This is a genomic window from uncultured Faecalibaculum sp. (assembly GCF_910588395.1).
Lineage (GTDB): Bacteria > Bacillota_I > Bacilli_A > Erysipelotrichales > Erysipelotrichaceae > Faecalibaculum.
The window spans coordinates 1-17,312 of sequence record NZ_CAJUPA010000013.1 but is presented as its reverse complement, the minus strand read 5'-3'; the positions used below and the strand labels follow the sequence as shown (position 1 = coordinate 17,312).

Here is a 17,312-nt window from a genome sequence, read left to right as displayed (position 1 = left end):
ATCATCAGGCGCTTTCCGGCTCGTTCGGAAGCGCCTTTTTGTATTCCCGGGGCGAGACTTCGTACATTTTCCGGAAAGCCCGGGAGAAATGAAGCTGATTTTCATACCCCACGCTGCTGGCCACTTCCCGGATGGACAAGTCTGTTGTCTTCAGCAGGTTGGCGGCTTTGATCAGCCGGTACTGGATCAGAAACTGCTGGGGCGACTGCCCGGTGGCGCGCTTGAAGAGCTTTCCGAAGTACCCCCGGTCAATGCCCAGGGTCGCGGCGATGTCCTCAATGGAAAAATCCCGGGTGTAGTTCTGTTCGATGAAGGTGATGGCTTCCTTGATGTAGTAATCTGCCATCCGGGCGGTTTTCCGGGGCTGCCACCGGCGTGTGGATTCCACCAGGGCACTCAGAAACAGATACAGGTGGCCGATGAGGTGCAGTGTCGGTTCTTTCATGTGGGAGACCATGTAGAGCATTTCCTCCTTCATCACCTCCCGCTGCTGCGGGGTATGACAGCGGTATACAGGGTTGTCCATGGTCATCAGTGTCCGGTCCAGGGCTTCTTTCACCTGCAGGCCGTCAAACTCGATCCAGCAGTAGGTCCAGGGGTCCCGGGCGTCGGCGATATAGGTGGAAATCTGTCCGGGATACAGCAGGAATCCCTGTCCGGGGGAAATCTCAAATGTGTTGGTCATTTCGCTGACGCCGGAAGCCATCAGAGTGCCCCGGCCTTCCAGGACATAGTGGAACAGATAATGGTTGCGTGCGGCGGGACCGAAGATGTGGCCCGGTTTGCATTTTTCGCGTCCACATTGATACATGTTCAGATCAATGTAATTTTCGTTGCGAAAAATTGAGAACTCCACGTCATTCATGTCAAATCCTCCTCATTCGTTAATCAGAATATAGCATTTTTTGACCCAATATTTCAAAAAGCGTTGGAAACACACAATATGACATATGGATGGATTTCCGGGTCCATTCATTCTTTGAAAGCCATTTTGTACAGTTTTATCAGGAAGAAAAGAAAGGGGATTCAGTCATGAAATGCTCGAACATGCTGGCGGCTGTGCTGTCTGCCGCCTGCCTTCTGACTGGCTGTGCCTCCGGGCCTGCGGATGACAAGATCCAGATTGAGATTGTGTCCTACAAGCCGGAAGCCGCGAAGGTGTTTGAAGAAATCCAGGATCTGTTCAATGAGACCCACGATGACATTCAGCTCACCATCAATTCGCCCAACGAAGCCATGACCATTCTGAAAACGCGGTTCGTCCGGGAGGATTATCCGGATATCGTGGCCATTGGCGGTGACATCAACTATTCCGGGTTCCTGGATGCGGGGCTGTTCTGGAATCTGGAAGGACAGCCGGTTCTGGACAAGGTCAGAGATGGCTACCGGCAGATCGACAAGCAGCTGGAGTTTGTGCCGCTGGAAGGAGAGTATGCCATTCCCTACGCGGCCAATGCCGCCGGCATTCTCTACAACCGGAAGCTGTTCCGGGAAAACGGCTGGCAGACACCGGAAACCTGGGTAGAGTTCATGGATTTGTGCGAAACCATCCAGGAAGACGGCTTTCAGCCGCTGTATGCCGGGTACAAGGACACCTGGACGACACTGGCACCCTGGAATGCACTGGCGGTGGAGCTGGCGGATCCCGATATCTGTCAGCAGGTGAACCGGCAGGAGGCCACATTCGCCGAAGCCTACGATCTGACTGCCGAACGCATCCGGGAGATGCTGCCGTACATACAGCCAAATCCCTCCGCTTACGGCTACTCCGATGCGGCGACGGCTTTCGCCAATGAAGAGGCCGCCATGTGGGCCATTGGCAGCTATGCCATTCCCCAGATCCGTTCGGTGAATCCGGAGATGGAAATCGGCGCCTTTGTGATGCCGGGGGCAGACAGTGCCGAAGAGCGGTGGCTGAACTCCGGCATAGACCTTCAGTTCTGTGTCATGGCAGACAGCCCGGAGAAGGAAGCCGCCATGGAAGTCATTGACTTCCTGTGCCAGGACGAGGTGATGGATCTGTACCTGGCTGATCAGGGTGGAATCTCCTGTCTGAAAGGCGACTTTGCGGTGCCGGAGGAACTGGGGGACATGAAGGAATTCATTGAATCCGGAAAAGTCCGGGATTTCCACGATCATTACTATCCCAGTGAAATGGCGGTGGATGCGTTGATCCAGACCTATCTGCTGGACACATCCGCTGATGCGAAGGAGAAATTCCTGAAGAAATTCGATACAGAGTGGCAGCGCTACAACCGGGATCTCATCCGGCGGCTGCAGGAGGAGAATCAGTGAAACGCAAAATGACCCCCCGGGAGCGGACATATGTAAAAATCCTGCTTCCGATCCTGGTGCTGTTCTTTCTGTTCAATACCCTGCCCATGATTCAGGGATTCATCTACAGCTTCACCAACTACAAAGGCTATGGATCCTATGACTGGGTGGGACTGCGCAATTACATGGATCTCTTCACCGACCAGCGGGTATGGAACAGCTACTTCTTCACATTCAAGTACGCCATCTGCGGCACGATCCTGGTGAATGTGATTGCCCTGGCACTGGCCATCGGCCTGAATGCGAAGATCCGGTTCAAGTCCGCCCTGCGGGGTATCTACTTCATTCCCAACATTCTGGGCGGGCTGATCATCGGCTATATCTTCAGTTTCCTGTTTACCTACATCCTGCCGGCAGTGGGAGAGTATTTCCAGATCTCCTGGCTGCAGAACTCCATTCTGTCTTCGCCGGACACAGCCTGGATCGGAGTGCTGATCGTGGGTGTCTGGCAGGCAGTGGCCATGACGACAATTATTTACATCTCCGGTCTGCAGACCGTGCCGGAGGATGTGTATGAAGCCAGCAGAATCGACGGAGCCGGCAAGTGGACGGAATTCCGCAAGGTGACGCTGCCGCTGATCATTCCCCTTGTTTCCACCAACCTGCTTCTGACCACCAAGAACTTCATGATGGTCTTCGACCAGATCATGTCCCTGACCAAGGGCGGACCGGCACAGTCCACGGAATCCATTTCCTACCTGATTTACCGCAATGGTCTTGACGGTGGACAGTTTGGATTCCAGAGTGCCAACGCCGTGTTCTTCTTCGTGGTGATTGTGGCCCTGTCCGTGATTCAGCTGCGGTCCATGAGCAGCAAGGAGGAACAGCTCTGATGAAAAAAAAACAGACTGCTGACATTCATTATGTGCCTGGGAACCCTGACGGTTTTCTTTCCGCTGTACATGGCCATCATCATCGCCTTCAAGCAGCCTTCGGAGATGACCAACAGCGTGGAAGGGGCGCTGTCCCTGCCGAAAACCTGGAGTTTTTCCAACTTTGCGGAAGCCATGCGGGTGACGGACTTCTGGCACTCCCTGGGCAACTCCCTGCTCATTACCGTGGGGACGATCATTCTGGCGATTCTGGTGTATTCCCTGGCGGGATATGCCCTGGGCCGGGGCATGAATGCCCGGAAACGGTTCAAAACCGTGTACTTCTACATCGTCAGCGGCATGTTCGTGCCCTTCGCCATTCTGATGATGCCCTTGGTCAAGGAAACCGCCCAGATGCACCTGGGCAACCAGTTCGGTGTCATTCTGCTGTATCTGGTGTTCTACATGCCCATGAACGTCATGCTGTATGCCGGGTATATGAAGAACATCCCGGTGGTGCTGGAAGAAGCCGCCCAGGTGGACGGACTCACCACCTGGCAGACGTTCTGGAAGATCATCTTTCCCATGATGAAACCCATGCACGCCACGGTGGCGGTCATGACCGCGCTGGGAACCTGGAATGATGTCATGACCCCTCTGGTCATCATGTCGGGCACCGGTCAGAACACTCTGCCCATTGCCCAGCTGAACTTCCAGACGCAGTTCGGCACCAACTACAATCTGGCATTCGCTTCCTACGTCCTGTCGCTGATTCCGATTCTGGTGTTCTACATCATCTGCCAGAAACAGATTCTCAATGGCGTGGCCAACGGTGCCGTGAAAGGATAAGAAACAGTTTTATGACCAGACAGCGGGACAACAGGGTGATGCTCATCACCTATGCCGACTCTCTCGGAGCAGATCTCAAAGAGCTGAAAACAGCGCTGGATACCTGGTACGACAAAGCCGTCGGCGGTGTCCACATCCTCCCGTTCTTTCCCTCCGGGGCAGACAGAGGATTTTCCCCGAAGACCTATGAATCCGTGGATCCGGTGTTCGGAAGCTTTGCGGATGTGGAAGCCATTGGAAAAGACCGCTGGCTGATGTTCGATTTCATGGTGAATCACATCTCCGCCCAGTCGGCGTACTATCAGGATTTCCTTGCCCGGAAAGATGAATCCGACTGGAAGGATTTCTTCATCCGGTACTCGAAGTTCTGGCCCGGCGGAGCACCCACACCGGAACAGGTAGAGGCCATTTACAAACGCAAGCCCCGCGCGCCGTATATCGAGGCCCGGTTTGCGGATGGCACCGAAGACAAGGTGTGGTGCACGTTCTCGGAAGATCAGATCGATCTGGATGTCTCCAGTCCGGCGGTCCGGGCATTCATTGACCGCACACTGGATGGCATGGCAGATCACGGCGCTTCGGTGATCCGGCTGGATGCCTTTGCCTATGCGGTGAAAAAGCCCGGGGGCAGCTGCTTCTTTGAGGCGCCGGAAATCTGGGAACTGCTGGAGGGGATCGAATCCCGGATGGCTGCCCGGGGCGTGGAGATTCTGCCGGAGATTCACGAACATTACACCATTCCCCTGAGTCTGGCACGGCGGGGATACTGGATCTACGACTTTGCCCTCCCGGTGCTGACGCTGCATGCGCTGTACACAGGAAACGGCACCTGGCTGGCGAACTGGCTGAAGATGAGCCCGAAGCATCAGTACACCACGCTGGACACCCATGATGGACTGGGAATCGTGGATGTCCGGGATCTGCTGCCGCAGGAGGAAACAGACCGGGTGCTGGACCTGCTGTATGAAAAAGGGGCGAATCTCAACCGGAAATACAGCTCCGAAGAATATGGCAACCTGGACATCTATCAGGTGAATACAACCTATTATTCCGCCCTGGGCAACGACGATGCGCGGTATCTCATGGCCAGAGCCATCCAGTTCTTTGCTCCGGGTATTCCTCAGGTGTATTACGTGGGGCTGCTGGCGGGAGAAAACGACCTGGAGCTGCTGGAGAAGACCCGGAACGGGCGGGACATCAACCGGCATGGCTACAGCCTGAAGGAGATCGAAGAGAATCAGAAACGTCCGGTTGTGCAGAATCTGAAAGTGCTGATGGAACTGCGCAACACCCATCCGGCTTTCGATCTGGAAGGAGATCTGGACGTGACAGCTGCGGATGGTCATCTGTGCATGATCCGAAGAGCCGGTCAGGAAGCCCTGATGCTGGACTGTGACTTTGACGGGGGCACCTTTGTGATTGAAGATTTGAAGCGGGGGGAAAGACTATGGCCATTGAAGTAATCGGAGACCGTGTATTTCAGCTGGAAACAGCGAACACCTGCTATCAGATCCAGGCGGACCGGCACAACATTGTGTCTCATCTGTGGTACGGGCCGAAAACCGGCGGACAGGTGATGGACTACCTGCAGGACTATCCGGATGTGGGCTTTGCCGGCAGCATTGCGGATGCCGGCAACGACCGCACGTATTCTCTGGATACCAGACTTCAGGAATATCCCTGTACCGGCACAGGAGATTACCGCATCAGCGCCGCGGCACTGGATGACAGCCGGGGGCTGGATCTGCGCTATGAAGGGTATGAGATCCTGGAGGGCAGACCGGCTCTGGAAGGTCTGCCGCACATCCGGGCAGACCACCCGGGTCTGCAGACTCTGGTGCTGCATCTGGCGGACAGAGTCACGCAGGTGACCTGCGACCTGTTCTATGTGGTGGATGAGGAACATGATGCCATCATCCGCAGCGCCCGGTTTGAAAATCAGTCCGATACACCGGTGCGTCTGGACCGGGCCGCCAGCCTGGCTCTGGACGTGCATCACGGGGAACCGGTGGATCTGATCACCTTCACCGGACGGCACAACAAGGAACGGCAGCATACCCGCCGGCGGCTGGAACAGGGGGTGGTGTCGGCGGCCTCCACCCGGGGCACTTCCAGCCATCAGCAGAACCCGGCTCTCATTCTCACAGGACCGGATACCACCGAGACCAGCGGCTGGGCCGTGGGGGCCATGCTGGTGTATTCCGGAAGCTTCCAGGCTCAGGCGGAACTGGACCAGCTGGGCCAGGTACGTCTGGTGATGGGAATCAACCCGGAGGGATTTTCCTGGAAGCTGGCTCCTCAGGAATCGTTCCAGACCCCGGAAGCGGTGCTCATCCGCAGCGATGCGGGGTTGGAAACGCTGTCCCTGCGCTTTCACCAGCTGATCCGGGACCGCCTGATTCCGCCCCGGTTCCGGAACCGGCCCAGGCCGGTGCTGATCAACACCTGGGAAGCGGCGTATTTCAACTTTGACCGGAAAACGATTCTGGACATCGCCAGTCAGGCTGCGGACATGGACATCGATCTGCTGGTGCTGGATGACGGCTGGTTCGGCAGCCGGAATTCGGACAATGCCGGACTGGGGGACTGGGAGGTCAATGAGGAAAAGCTGGAAGGGTCTCTGCAGTCCCTGATCGAAAAAGTCAACGCCGCCGGTCTGGATTTCGGCATCTGGATTGAGCCGGAGATGGTCAACGAAGACAGCGACCTGTACCGGGCGCATCCGGACTGGGTGCTGAAGGCACCGGGACGGGGACCTGTCCGGGGCAGAAACCAGCTGGTGCTGGACATGACCAATCCGCAGGTGGTGGACCATCTGTTTCAGGTGTTTTCCGGACTCCTGGCAGACAATCACATCACCTATGTGAAATGGGACATGAACCGCAGCCTGGCGGACCGGCATTCGGATCATCTTCCCGAAGATCGGCAGCCGGAAGTGCACCACCGGTATATGCTGGGGGTCTATGGTCTGCTGAACCGGCTTACAGACGCATTCCCGGACGTGCTCTTCGAGGGATGCTCCGGTGGCGGCGGGCGTTTTGACGCCGGTATGATGTACTACACCCCGCAGATCTGGTGCAGTGATGACACCGATCCCCATGAACGGACATTCATTCAGTATGGAACCAGTTTCTTCTACCCGCCGGATACCATGGGCAGTCATGTATCCGCCTCTCCCAATCACCAGACCGGACGCCGCACCACGCTGGAAACCAGAGCCGCTGCGGCCATACCCGGGACATTCGGCTATGAGCTGGATCCCGGCACACTGGATAATCTGGAGCGGGAGGAGATCCGCAGTCTGAACCGGCTGTACAGAGAGCTGCAGCCGCTGATTTTTCACGGGCGGTACTACCGCCTGACCAGACCGGAGCAGGGGCTGGCGCTCTGGGAAATTGCTGATGAAGACCGCATCCTGGTCCAGGGACTGGTGTATGACACAGAGCCCAATGCCCTGCGCCGCCGGATCCGGCTGCGGGGGCTGGATCCCGAAGCCGTGTATGAAGACAGGGATCAAGGCCGTTATACCGGTCAGTCTCTCATGACCGGCGGTCTGCTCCTTCCCGCCACCAGCGGCAGTGATGCCCCGGTCATGGTGGTCCTTCACCGGGTGAAGGATGCACCGGCTGACCAGCCGGACTGATGTATCCTGTGCTTTCTTTCTCCGCTTTCATCTGATTCACACATCTGTATGCAGAAAATGAGGAAGCCGCAGAGCTTGTCCGGTCAGGGACAAAGTCCAGAGGCTTCCTCTTTTTTCTTTTCGCGTTTTCTCTGTGATGTGATGTGATGCAGCTAGCAGCCTTCATGAGACTGCACGCCCTGTCAGGCAGCCGCCACGGCTGCCATTGGCACCAGGGGAATCAGCCGAATTTCTCCCGGCGTTTCGTGGATTCGATCATGGCTTCCTTCATGCCCTGCCGGTCACCGGCAGCCAGCATTTCGCGGAACTGCTGGACGGCGGCGAGAAACTGATCCGTTTCCTCCAGCAGAATGTCCCGGTTCAGCAGAAACAGCTCCGGCCACATGTTTTCGTTGATCCGGGCGATCCGGGTGAGGTCCCGGAAGGAGTCCCCGGTGTACTGCACCAGGTGGCTGTTTTCGTGGGTGTTCATCAGGGAGACGGCGATCACATGGGTGAGCTGGGAAAGAAACCCGATCATGCGGTCGTGGCTTTCCGGGTCCAGTTCGGAGATCGTGCCGCAGCCCAGTTCCCGGGCGAGTCCCTGCACGAAGCGGCGGGATTCCGGTGTGTTGCGGCTGGTGGGAATGATCAGGAAATTGGCGCCGTCGAAAATCTTCGGATCGGAATAGCGGATCCCCTGGGATTCCCGTCCGCACATGGGATGGATCGAGAGCAGTTCGCAGTCCGGCCGCACCAGTTCCTGCAGCGGCTGGGTGATGCCGGTTTTCACGCCGGAGATCTCCAGCAGCAGGGCACCGGGTTTCAGATCCTGCTGATGGGTTTCAATCCAGGGCTGGATCCTGGTGGGATACAGGCAGAAGATCACCACATCGCACAGGGGCAGAATCTGCGCCGGATCCGGGCTGCCGCTGTCAATGATGCCCTGCTCCAGGGCGTATTTCAGGGTGTCCGGATCCAGATCCATGCCATATACCTTGTAGCCCAGCTGCCGAAGCCTGGCAGCAAAGCTGCCTCCCATGACTCCCAAGCCCACGATGCCGAAGACACACCGGCTGCCGGCCCATCTGGGGTGAAGGCTGTTCATGTCCATGGCCTTTGGGCTCATTTCAGCACCTCCTGCATGTCTCCGAAGAAATCCGGCCAGGACTTGGTGACAGCGCCGGCGTCTTCGATCACCGAGTCTGATGCGGCGCACCAGCCGAAGACGGCCATGGCCATGGCAATGCGGTGATCGTTGTGGCTGTTGATGGTCACCGGCTGGCTCTGCCGGTGTTGCAAGGCCCCCTGGATGGTGATGGTGTCCTCTGTGCTGGAGATCTGGACGCCCCATTTTTTCAGCTCTTCTTCCATGGCGGCGATCCGGTCGCTTTCCTTGATCCGCAGGCGGCCGGCGTTGCGGATGATGGAAGTGCCGGGGATGAAGGACGCCAGAACACACAGCGCCGGACCCAGATCCGGGCAGGGTCCCAGGTCCACGTCCAGGGGCTGCAGGGGATGGTCCGGAGCTGCGATGGTCAGGGTGCCGCTGTGCCAGGACACACCGGCGCCGGCCTGCTGCAGGATATCGGCGATGACTTTGTCTCCCTGCAGGGAATCCCGGTTCAGTCCTTCCAGATTCACGCTGCCTTTCAGTGCGGCGAAGACCGCAGGAAACGCTGCCTGAGACCAGTCGCCTTCCACCTGCAGCTGCCGTGGTCTGTATGTCTGATGGCCGGGGATGACATAGCCGTGATCCGTGGGCTGCGTGACGCAGATGCCGAAGGCCTTCAGCGCGGAGACGGTCATGTGCACATAGTCCCGGGACTCATAGGGGGGCAGCACGGCAATCTTTGTGGTGTCCGGCATGAGTCCGGCGGCGAAGAGCAGACCGGAGATGAACTGGGAGCTCACGTTGCCCGGAATCTCAAACAGGCCGGGCTGCAGGGGGCCCTGCACGAGAATCTCTCCGTTTCCCTGTTCAAAGCGCAGGCCCTGATTCAGAAACATATCCGCATAGACACCCATGGGCCGCTCCATCAGCCGGCCTTTGCCGGTGAACACAGCCGCTGCCGGGCTCAGGGCGGTGCAGGGAATCAGAAACCGGAGCGTGCTGCCGGATTCGTTGCAGTCAAGCATTGCCTTCTTCATGCGGCTGGCCGGATCGCAGCCGGTGATCTCCAGCGTGGGGAAATCCCCGGAGATCCGGGCTCCCAGAGCCTTCAGACACTGCAGGGTGGCCTGCATGTCTTTTGAATCCCGGAGACCGGAAATCCGGCTGGTGCCTGCCGCCAGTCCGGCGCAGATCATCAGCCGGTGGGCCATGGATTTGGAAGGGGGAAGGGCCAGCGTTCCCTGGATGCAGGCGGGATGGATGATCTGGTTCATGCCGGCTCCTTTCCCGGTTCTGCCCCGGTGCCGGTTTCCTGCCGGAGTCTGATCTGGGCATCCCGCATCATGACAAGATCCAGCAGCCCGAAAGCCACGGCGGATTCCACCACGATCCGGGCCCGGTGAATGATGCAGGGATCGTGCCGGCCGGTGATCTGCAGCTTCACCGGCTGTTTTGTCCGGTAATCCACCGAGTCCTGCTCTTTGTAAATGGATGGGGTGGGCTTGATGGCTGTGTGGAGGATGACCGGCATGCCGTTGGTCAGCCCGCCGTTGAGTCCGCCATTGCGGTTGGTGGCTGTGACGACGGTGCCATTGCCGCCGGGGATGATGGGATCATTGGCCTGGGAACCATAGAGTTTGGCCAGCCCGAAGCCATCTCCGAAGGACACGCCTTTGACCGACGGCACGGAAAACAGCAGATGTGCCAGTTCGGATTCCACGGAATCGAAAAAGGGATCGCCGATGCCGGCCGGCAGCCCGGTGATCACGGTTTCCAGCACACCGCCCACGGAATCACCCTGACTGGCAGCTTCTTCGATCAGCCGCTGCATCTCTGCGGCTTTCTTTGGATCCAGCACCCCGAACTCCAGGCTCTGCGCCAGATCCATTTCCCGGTCAAGGCTGGCAAAGTCAAAGGGACGATCCTGCAGTCCGTGCAGCCGTTCGATGTGCGAAGCAATCCGGATTCCCCGGCGTTCCAGAATCTGCCGGCAGAGAGACCCTGCTGCCACCAGGCCCGCGGTGATTCGGCCGGAGAAATGTCCCCCGCCCCGGTAATCCTGCCAGCCTTCGTACCGGGCAAAGGCAGCCAGGTCGGCGTGCCCCGGCCGAAGCCGGTATTTCAGCTGATCGTAATCCCCGGACCGCTGGGCTTTGTTTTCGATCAGGAACGTCACTGCCGTGCCCGCTGTATGGCCTTCAAAGACGCCGGAGAGCACCTGAACCTGATCCGGTTCATGGCGCTGGGTGGAGATGCGGCCTTTGGCCCGGCGCCGGTCCATATCCGCCTCCAGCCGTTTCATATCCAGCGGCAGACCCGCCGGCAGCCCTGTCAGCACCGCGCCGATGGCCGGACCATGGCTTTCCCCGAATATGGTCAGCTTCAGCAGCAGGCCGAAGGTGTCACTCATGTTCTGTCTCCTGCCGCCGGGCATCAATGCGCCGGCGCACCTCTTCAAAAGACACTCTGGACAGCTGTCCCTGGCCGGCCTGGGCCACCGTCACAATGGTGATGCCATCGTCGCCGGTTTTCTTGTCATGCCGTATGTAGTCCATGAGCAGATCCGTGTCCGGCACCGGGATTTCAGGCAGTCCCAGTTTCTTCGTCAGCCGCGCCACCCGCTGACGGAGGGCGTCGTCATCCAGCATGAAGTCCATGCCCGCTGCCACGCATTCTCCGTGCAGCCAGGTGTTCAGCCCCGCGGCGCCTTCCAGGGCGTGACCCACGGTATGGCCGAAGTTCAGCAGTGCACGCCGGCCCTGCTCCTTCTCGTCATCTTCCACGATCATGCGTTTCAGATCGATGCTCCGGGCAATGATGTCATCCACCGGCAGGGGATCCAGCTCAAAGAGATCCACCAGTTCCGAATCCAGAATCAGGCCCATTTTCAGTGCTTCCGCCAGACCCGCCGCAATCTGCCGGTCGTCCAGGGTGCTCAGGACTTCCGGATCAATGATGACCCCCCGGGGCTGCCAGAACGCGCCGATGATGTTTTTCAGCGATCCCAGATCCACGGCGGTTTTGCCGCCCACCGAAGAGTCCACCTGGGAGAGCACGGTGGTGGGAATGTTGTAGAAGTCGATGCCCCGCATGTAGACCGCCGCACAGAATCCCGCCAGATCGCCGCAGACTCCGCCGCCCAGCGCCACCACCGCATCCTTGCGGGTCATGCCCGCATCCGCCATCTGCGTCAGCACCTGTTCCATGACAGTCAGGTTCTTGGAGCCTTCGCCCTGGGCAATGGTCACCACAAAGGAAGCAGGCAGCACAGTCTGGAGGGCTTTGACCCACTGACGGGGGATGCCGTCATCTGTCACAATGCAGATTCGCCGGTAAGGGGGAATCAGCTGCCCGGCACGGGCCAGGGCTCCCCGTTCTATATATATAGGGTACGAATGCCCCGGCAGGTTCACTTGCATCTTCATGTTTTTCACCTCGTGAGAATCATACCATGGGATTTCTGAAAATCTTTTCACTCCCTGAAAATTTGCGTTATGATAGGGCGGTAAATGCAGCGTACGATGTACGCGGGGATGAGGTGATCCGATGAGTGAGACAGAGGGCAGAAAGCCCGGTCTGGAGGAAGCGCGGAAGGAAATTGACCGGATCGACCGGGAGATGGCGGCACTCTACCAGCGGCGCATGGAAACCGTGGAGGCGGTGGCGGACTGGAAAAAGCGCCATGACCTGCCGGTGTTCCAGCCGGAACGGGAAGCCGCCATACTGGAAAAGGACGCAGCCTGGGTGAAACCCGCGTACCGGGACAGCTGGGTGCAGCTGCTGAAAACCATGATGGCGCAAAGCCGGGCCCATCAGCAGCGCCGGATCTGCCGGGATGTGGTGGCCTGTCAGGGCATGGAAGGGGCCTTTTCTCATATGGCCGCCCGGGGGCGATTTCCCGATGCCATGCTGCAGAGTCACCCCACCTTTGAAGCGGTGATCCAGGCAGTGCTGGGCGGCAGCGCGCAGTACGGGGTGATTCCCTTTGAGAACACCAACTCCGGGCTGGTGGGAGAAGTGCTGGATCTGCTGGCGCAGTATCCGGTGTATATCCGGGAAGTGCTGGATGTGCCGGTGGAACAGTGTCTGCTGGGAACACCGGATGCCACGCTGAAGGACATCCAGTGGGTGTATTCCAAGGATCAGGCACTGGCCCAGGCCAGAGGCTTTCTCGAGGAACTGGGGGCCGAGCCTGTGGCCTATCCCAACACCGCCATGGCTGCCAAATATGTGGCGGACACCGGCGACAGGACCCGGGGAGCCATCGGTGCCAGAGAAAATGCGCAGCTCTACGGACTGAAGGTGCTCAGCACCCACATCATGGAAAACACGAACAACACCACACGGTTTCTGGTGGTGGGCCGTCAGCCTGCCAGGGAAGGCAGCCGGTTTTCCATGATCGTCACGGTGAAAAACGAAGTGGGTGCCCTGGGACGAATCATTGAAACGATCTCCGGTGCCGGCATGGACATGTGTTCCATACAGTCCCGTCCCCGCCGCCCCTACCCCTTTGAGTATTATTTCTATATTGAACTGGCGGATTTCCGGGACCCGGCCCAGATCGACGCGCTGCTGGAAGATCTCAAATCCGTCTGCGAACGGATTCAGCCCCTGGGCGTATATGACCGTCAGGGCGCAGCCGGCAGTCAGGAAGAAAAGGAGATATCATGAACAATTTTGTAAAAGACAGTGTCAGCCAGACACCCATCGTGGATACCGTGTTTGCCATTGTGAACAGGGCGAAGGAAGCGAAAAAGGCTCTGGGCCCGGAAGCGGTGACCGACGCCACCATCGGGTCCCTGTTCACGGAAGCCGGCGAACTGGCGGCTCTGGACTGTGTCTTTGACAGCCTGAAACACCTGGACAACAAAGTGCTGGCTTCCTACGCCGCAGGCTTCACCGGCAATCCGGATTTCCGCGAAAAAGTCATCGACTGGGTCCTGGACGGAAACAGTCACCTGTACAGGGAAGTCATTGCCACACCCGGTGGCACCGGGGCAGTGGCCATGACGATCCAGGAGTGCCTGGACCCGGGACAGACAGTGGTTCTGCCGGAAATCGCCTGGGGTTCCTACAGCCTGATGGCGCAGATGAACAATCTGGAAACGGAAACATACGAGCTGTTTGACGGCGATCATTTCCACATCGAATCCCTGAAAGCCGCCTGCCGGAAGACCATGGAGAAACAGGACAAGCTGGTGGTGGTCATCAATGACCCCTGCCACAATCCCACAGGCTATTCCATGACACGCAAAGAATGGGAACAGGTGATTGATTTTCTGAACGAGTGCTCCCGCCGCTGCCCGGTGGTGCTGCTCAATGACATTGCCTACATCGACTTTGCCTATGGACAGAAAGAAGCGAAGAAGTACTTCTCCGTGTTCGATGATATCTCCGGCAACATGGCAGTCGTCGTGGCTTTCTCCCTGTCCAAATCCATGACCAGCTACGGCATGCGCTGCGGGGCGGCCATCCTGATGGCAAAAGAACCGCAGATCGTGCAGCAGCTCAAAACGGTGTTTGAAAAGGACGCCCGGGCCACCTGGAGCAACGTGAACAACGGCGCCATGGCCATGTTCGTGGATGTGCTGGACAATCACCTGGCGGACTACGATGCCCAGCGCCTGGCCTACGTGGATCTGCTGAAACAGCGAAGCGAACTGTTCCTGGAAGAAGCCGAGGCAGCCGGACTGAAGCACTATCCCTACAAAGAGGGATTCTTTGTGACCCTGGCCATGGACAACAGCCTGCGGGACCGCTATCATGAAGCGCTGATGGAAGACCACATCTATACAGTGAAAGTGAACAAAGGCATCCGGGTGGCGATCTGCTCCATGCCTCTGGAAAAAGTCAGGGGACTCGCCCGGCGGATGAAGGACATCCTCGACCGGGTCCAGGCCGCCTGAGACCTCTCCGGAACCGAACAGACAGCCGGATTCTGCAGACAGGGCCCTGTGCCCTGTTTCTTTTTCGGCAGTTTCCGGTCACTTGACTTGTGGATTGTAAAAATCCGCCGGTCCAACTCCCGCCGGTTGTGTTAGAATATATAAAAATGAAAGTGGTTGCAATTCTGCGGCTGCATGAGGAACAGAACAAATGAAGAAGCGTGCGGGGGTATTGTGCCCTTTGTTTTCGGTTCCCGCCAACCAGGGGATCGGAGACCTGGGACAAAAGACAATTCGAATGATTGACGCAGTGGCGGCTGCCGGATTCAGCATCTGGCAGATCCTGCCGCTGAAAATGACAGGGATGACCCATTCTCCCTATCAGACACTGTCCAGTTTTGCGGGAGATCCGATTTACATCAACATTGACCGGCTTGCGGAGATGGGACTGCTGACTCAGTCTTCCATTGTCAACTGCAACAAGTTCAAGGACTACGTCAGCTATGACGAAGTCCGGCAGTTCAAGGAGCCGTATGTCCGGCGGGCCTTCCGGAATTTCAAGAAACGCCGGGAGGAATTCCGGGAAGATTTCCGGAACTTCGAAAAAGATGCCTTCTGGCTGGAAGACTGGGCGGTGTACAGCCTGTTCAAGAACATGTACGATCTCCGGGCCTGGACAGAGTGGGAAGAAGAATACCGGGACTGGCCCCTGGATCCCACCAACATCGACCTGGAGGAGTATCAGGACGAGATTCTGTACCACAAGTTTCTCCAGTGGCTCTTTGACCGCCAGCTGCGGGAAGTGACTGCGCATGCCAGGGAAAAGGGACTGGCACTCATGGGCGACATTCAGTTCTACCCCGCCTATGATTCGGCAGACATCTGGGCCCACCGGGATCAGTACATGGTCAATCCCGACGGGACCATGATCTATGAAGCCGGACTCCCCCCTGATGAAGAACATCCGGAGGGACAGAAGTGGGGTATGCCCACCTATGACTTCGCGAAACAGAAAAAGAACGGCTTCCGGGTATGGCGGCAGCGGATCGCCTGGATGGCCCGGTATTTTGACATCATCCGCATCGGACATTTCCGCGCCATGGACACCTACTGGCGCATTCCGGCGGACAAACCCGCCAGAGACGGCAAGTGGATCCTGGGACCCCGGGGACCGCTCATGGAAGCCATTCTGGAATCCGCCGGTGACCGCCAGATCGTGGCGGAAGACCTGGGCATGCCCAGACCCGAAGTTGCGGAACTCCGGGAAGCCTACGGCATACAGGGTATGGACGTCCTGCAGTACCGCATGGATACCAAGGCACTCAAAAAACCCGACAAATCCAGCAGCTTCCTGTACACCGGCAACCATGACAACGCCACACTGGAAGAACAGTATTCGGGATTCGATCAGAACAAGCGGATCGGCCTCCGTCGCTTCTTCAAGAAACGCGGATACAACCTCCGGGCCTTCCATGACATGGTCTGCAAGTATGTGCTGGACTCCGACGCCCAGACCGTGATCCTGCCCATTCAGGACATCTGCGGGTACAAAGGCAAAACCCGGGTGAATGTACCGGGGCTGGACGACCCGGGAAACTGGACCTGGAAACTCAAGGATTTCAAGACATTCCCGCAGGACCTCATGAAAATGCGCCCATGGATCGAAGAATCCGGGCGGCTGCCATAACAGGCAGCCGCCCTTTTGTCGCAGCAGACAGACAGCGGTCTTTGTATGATACCCGGGCATACCAAACCGGGATACTGCAGCAACTCTATATAATGAAACCAGGAAGAGAGAGCTTCCTTTCAAGGAGGTCGTATTCATGACAACAAATCTGACCGGCGGTACCCGTATCGCCTATATCCTCATGGGCATCATTTCCTGCATCGCAGGCGTCTGGATGTTCATGTATCCTGGACTCAACACCCCCACACTGGGCTGGGTCCTCGGCTGCATGTTTGTAGCCTACGGCATCGTGGAAATCATTTCCTATTTCTCCTCCGGTGCCTTCCGCAAAATCTTCCGCTACAGCCTGATCATGGGCATTGTGCTCATCATCCTGGGCATTGTGATGTTCAGCAACCTCACCGGCACCATGAACTTTCTGGGCCTGCTGCTCGGTGTCATTCTTCTGATCGGCGCCGGCCTGCGAATCTGGTTCTCCTTTGAAGCCAAATCCCTCGGCGTATCCAGCTGGTGGGCGATTCTGATTCTGGGCATCCTGCAGCTCGTTGTAGCTTGCATGTTCCTCTTCAACCCCAGCCAGAGTGGTGAACTTCTCACAGTGTACGTAGGTGCGCTGTTCCTCTCCCAGGGACTCATGGACCTCTCCATTGGCATCTTCGCAGCCTGAGGCAATATCCCTATGGACACAAACCGGTGGCATTAGCTGCCGGTTTTTTAGCTGTTCTGCCGATGGGGATGACCAGGCCATCCCTGGACAGGGCGGATATGAGGAAAGGGGAGAAGGGGGCTGTATGGGAAGGGTGGATGCTGCAGATGATTGGCGGGGGCCTGTATCGAATGCATGGGCCTGCATGGAATGATCGGAGGCTTCAGGAGAAATCCGGGAGAGTTGCACGAAACGTCGTGATTTGCACTTACCGGTGGAACAGAAGAAAAAAATACAAAAAAAGAACAAAAAAGTGGTTGCATTCTCCTGTGGCTGTGGTATTATAAGTGAGCCGCGAGTCGG

The 17,312-nt window shown here is 57.7% G+C and carries 14 protein-coding genes; 9 read left to right on the top strand and 5 right to left on the bottom strand.

All coding sequences use genetic code 11. From position 1 onward, the window contains the following. Nucleotides 1-4: 4 nt before the first annotated feature. Nucleotides 5-865 carry an AraC family transcriptional regulator gene (locus QZ305_RS04865; protein WP_294730515.1) on the bottom strand — a complete coding sequence of 287 codons (861 nt, stop codon included), beginning with the start codon at nt 863-865 and terminating at the stop codon, nt 5-7. Nucleotides 866-1,032: 167 nt separating this feature from the next. On the opposite strand from QZ305_RS04865, the gene QZ305_RS04860 reads away from it, so the two are divergent. Genes QZ305_RS04860 through QZ305_RS04840 form a run of 5 tightly spaced genes read left to right on the top strand, consistent with a single transcriptional unit; the run spans nt 1,033 to nt 7,638 of the window. Then, nucleotides 1,033-2,295, top strand: a complete 1,263-nt coding sequence (locus tag QZ305_RS04860; protein WP_294730513.1) for an ABC transporter substrate-binding protein — start codon at nt 1,033-1,035, stop codon at nt 2,293-2,295. Then, entirely contained in the window at nt 2,292-3,167 is an 876-nt protein-coding gene (locus tag QZ305_RS04855; protein ID WP_294730511.1) for a carbohydrate ABC transporter permease, read from the top strand. The genes QZ305_RS04860 and QZ305_RS04855 overlap by 4 nt, the downstream gene beginning before the upstream one ends. A gap of 30 nt (nt 3,168-3,197) precedes the next feature. Further along, complete coding sequence (locus QZ305_RS04850; RefSeq protein WP_294730510.1) at nt 3,198-3,995, top strand: carbohydrate ABC transporter permease; 798 nt, start codon at nt 3,198-3,200, stop codon at nt 3,993-3,995. Between the two features lie 11 nt (nt 3,996-4,006). Next, nucleotides 4,007-5,458 (top strand): sucrose phosphorylase, encoded by a 1,452-nt coding sequence (gene gtfA / locus QZ305_RS04845; protein ID WP_294730508.1) that lies wholly within the window; start codon nt 4,007-4,009, stop codon nt 5,456-5,458. After that, nucleotides 5,443-7,638, top strand: coding sequence for an alpha-galactosidase (locus QZ305_RS04840; protein ID WP_294730507.1), 2,196 nt, complete (start codon nt 5,443-5,445; stop codon nt 7,636-7,638). The genes gtfA and QZ305_RS04840 overlap by 16 nt, the downstream gene beginning before the upstream one ends. Nucleotides 7,639-7,858: 220 nt before the next feature. Here QZ305_RS04840 and QZ305_RS04835 read toward each other — a convergent pair whose 3' ends face one another. Genes QZ305_RS04835 through QZ305_RS04820 form a run of 4 tightly spaced genes read right to left on the bottom strand, consistent with a single transcriptional unit; the run spans nt 7,859 to nt 12,156 of the window. Beyond that, nucleotides 7,859-8,746, bottom strand: coding sequence for a prephenate dehydrogenase (locus QZ305_RS04835; protein WP_294730506.1), 888 nt, complete (start codon nt 8,744-8,746; stop codon nt 7,859-7,861). Further along, nucleotides 8,743-10,005 carry a 3-phosphoshikimate 1-carboxyvinyltransferase gene (gene aroA / locus QZ305_RS04830; protein ID WP_294730505.1) on the bottom strand — a complete coding sequence of 421 codons (1,263 nt, stop codon included), beginning with the start codon at nt 10,003-10,005 and terminating at the stop codon, nt 8,743-8,745. The genes QZ305_RS04835 and aroA overlap by 4 nt, the downstream gene beginning before the upstream one ends. After that, nucleotides 10,002-11,141 (bottom strand): chorismate synthase, encoded by a 1,140-nt coding sequence (gene aroC, locus QZ305_RS04825; protein WP_294730504.1) that lies wholly within the window; start codon nt 11,139-11,141, stop codon nt 10,002-10,004. The genes aroA and aroC overlap by 4 nt, the downstream gene beginning before the upstream one ends. Then, nucleotides 11,134-12,156 carry a 3-dehydroquinate synthase family protein gene (locus QZ305_RS04820; RefSeq protein ID WP_294730502.1) on the bottom strand — a complete coding sequence of 341 codons (1,023 nt, stop codon included), beginning with the start codon at nt 12,154-12,156 and terminating at the stop codon, nt 11,134-11,136. Before QZ305_RS04820 ends, aroC begins: the two co-directional genes overlap by 8 nt. 121 nt (nt 12,157-12,277) lie before the next feature. Here QZ305_RS04820 and QZ305_RS04815 point away from each other — a divergent pair, with 121 nt between their 5' ends. The 4 genes from QZ305_RS04815 (at nt 12,278) to QZ305_RS04800 (ending at nt 16,970) form a co-directional block, all read left to right on the top strand. Further along, nucleotides 12,278-13,402: a bifunctional chorismate mutase/prephenate dehydratase gene (locus QZ305_RS04815; protein WP_294730500.1), complete on the top strand. Its 1,125-nt coding sequence runs from the start codon at nt 12,278-12,280 to the stop codon at nt 13,400-13,402. After that, on the top strand, nt 13,399-14,637 hold the full coding sequence (locus tag QZ305_RS04810; RefSeq protein ID WP_294730499.1) for a pyridoxal phosphate-dependent aminotransferase: 1,239 nt from the start codon (nt 13,399-13,401) through the stop codon (nt 14,635-14,637). The genes QZ305_RS04815 and QZ305_RS04810 overlap by 4 nt, the downstream gene beginning before the upstream one ends. A gap of 190 nt (nt 14,638-14,827) precedes the next feature. Beyond that, nucleotides 14,828-16,303 (top strand): 4-alpha-glucanotransferase, encoded by a 1,476-nt coding sequence (gene malQ, locus QZ305_RS04805; protein ID WP_294730498.1) that lies wholly within the window; start codon nt 14,828-14,830, stop codon nt 16,301-16,303. Nucleotides 16,304-16,439: 136 nt separating this feature from the next. Continuing rightward, nucleotides 16,440-16,970 (top strand): HdeD family acid-resistance protein, encoded by a 531-nt coding sequence (locus QZ305_RS04800; RefSeq protein ID WP_294730496.1) that lies wholly within the window; start codon nt 16,440-16,442, stop codon nt 16,968-16,970. Nucleotides 16,971-17,312: the final 342 nt, after the last annotated feature.

Bases quoted from the DNA above. Each gene is read 5' to 3' on its own strand.
- QZ305_RS04865 (WP_294730515.1), bottom strand. From the start codon at position 865: ATGAATGACGTGGAGTTCTCAATTTTTCGCAACGAAAATTACATTGAT.
- QZ305_RS04860 (WP_294730513.1), top strand. From the start codon at position 1,033: ATGAAATGCTCGAACATGCTGGCGGCTGTGCTGTCTGCCGCCTGCCTT.
- QZ305_RS04850 (WP_294730510.1), top strand. From the start codon at position 3,198: ATGTGCCTGGGAACCCTGACGGTTTTCTTTCCGCTGTACATGGCCATC.
- gtfA (WP_294730508.1), top strand. From the start codon at position 4,007: ATGACCAGACAGCGGGACAACAGGGTGATGCTCATCACCTATGCCGAC.
- QZ305_RS04840 (WP_294730507.1), top strand. From the start codon at position 5,443: ATGGCCATTGAAGTAATCGGAGACCGTGTATTTCAGCTGGAAACAGCG.
- QZ305_RS04835 (WP_294730506.1), bottom strand. From the start codon at position 8,746: ATGAGCCCAAAGGCCATGGACATGAACAGCCTTCACCCCAGATGGGCC.
- aroA (WP_294730505.1), bottom strand. From the start codon at position 10,005: ATGAACCAGATCATCCATCCCGCCTGCATCCAGGGAACGCTGGCCCTT.
- aroC (WP_294730504.1), bottom strand. From the start codon at position 11,141: ATGAGTGACACCTTCGGCCTGCTGCTGAAGCTGACCATATTCGGGGAA.
- QZ305_RS04820 (WP_294730502.1), bottom strand. From the start codon at position 12,156: ATGAAGATGCAAGTGAACCTGCCGGGGCATTCGTACCCTATATATATA.
- QZ305_RS04815 (WP_294730500.1), top strand. From the start codon at position 12,278: ATGAGTGAGACAGAGGGCAGAAAGCCCGGTCTGGAGGAAGCGCGGAAG.
- QZ305_RS04810 (WP_294730499.1), top strand. From the start codon at position 13,399: ATGAACAATTTTGTAAAAGACAGTGTCAGCCAGACACCCATCGTGGAT.
- malQ (WP_294730498.1), top strand. From the start codon at position 14,828: ATGAAGAAGCGTGCGGGGGTATTGTGCCCTTTGTTTTCGGTTCCCGCC.
- QZ305_RS04800 (WP_294730496.1), top strand. From the start codon at position 16,440: ATGACAACAAATCTGACCGGCGGTACCCGTATCGCCTATATCCTCATG.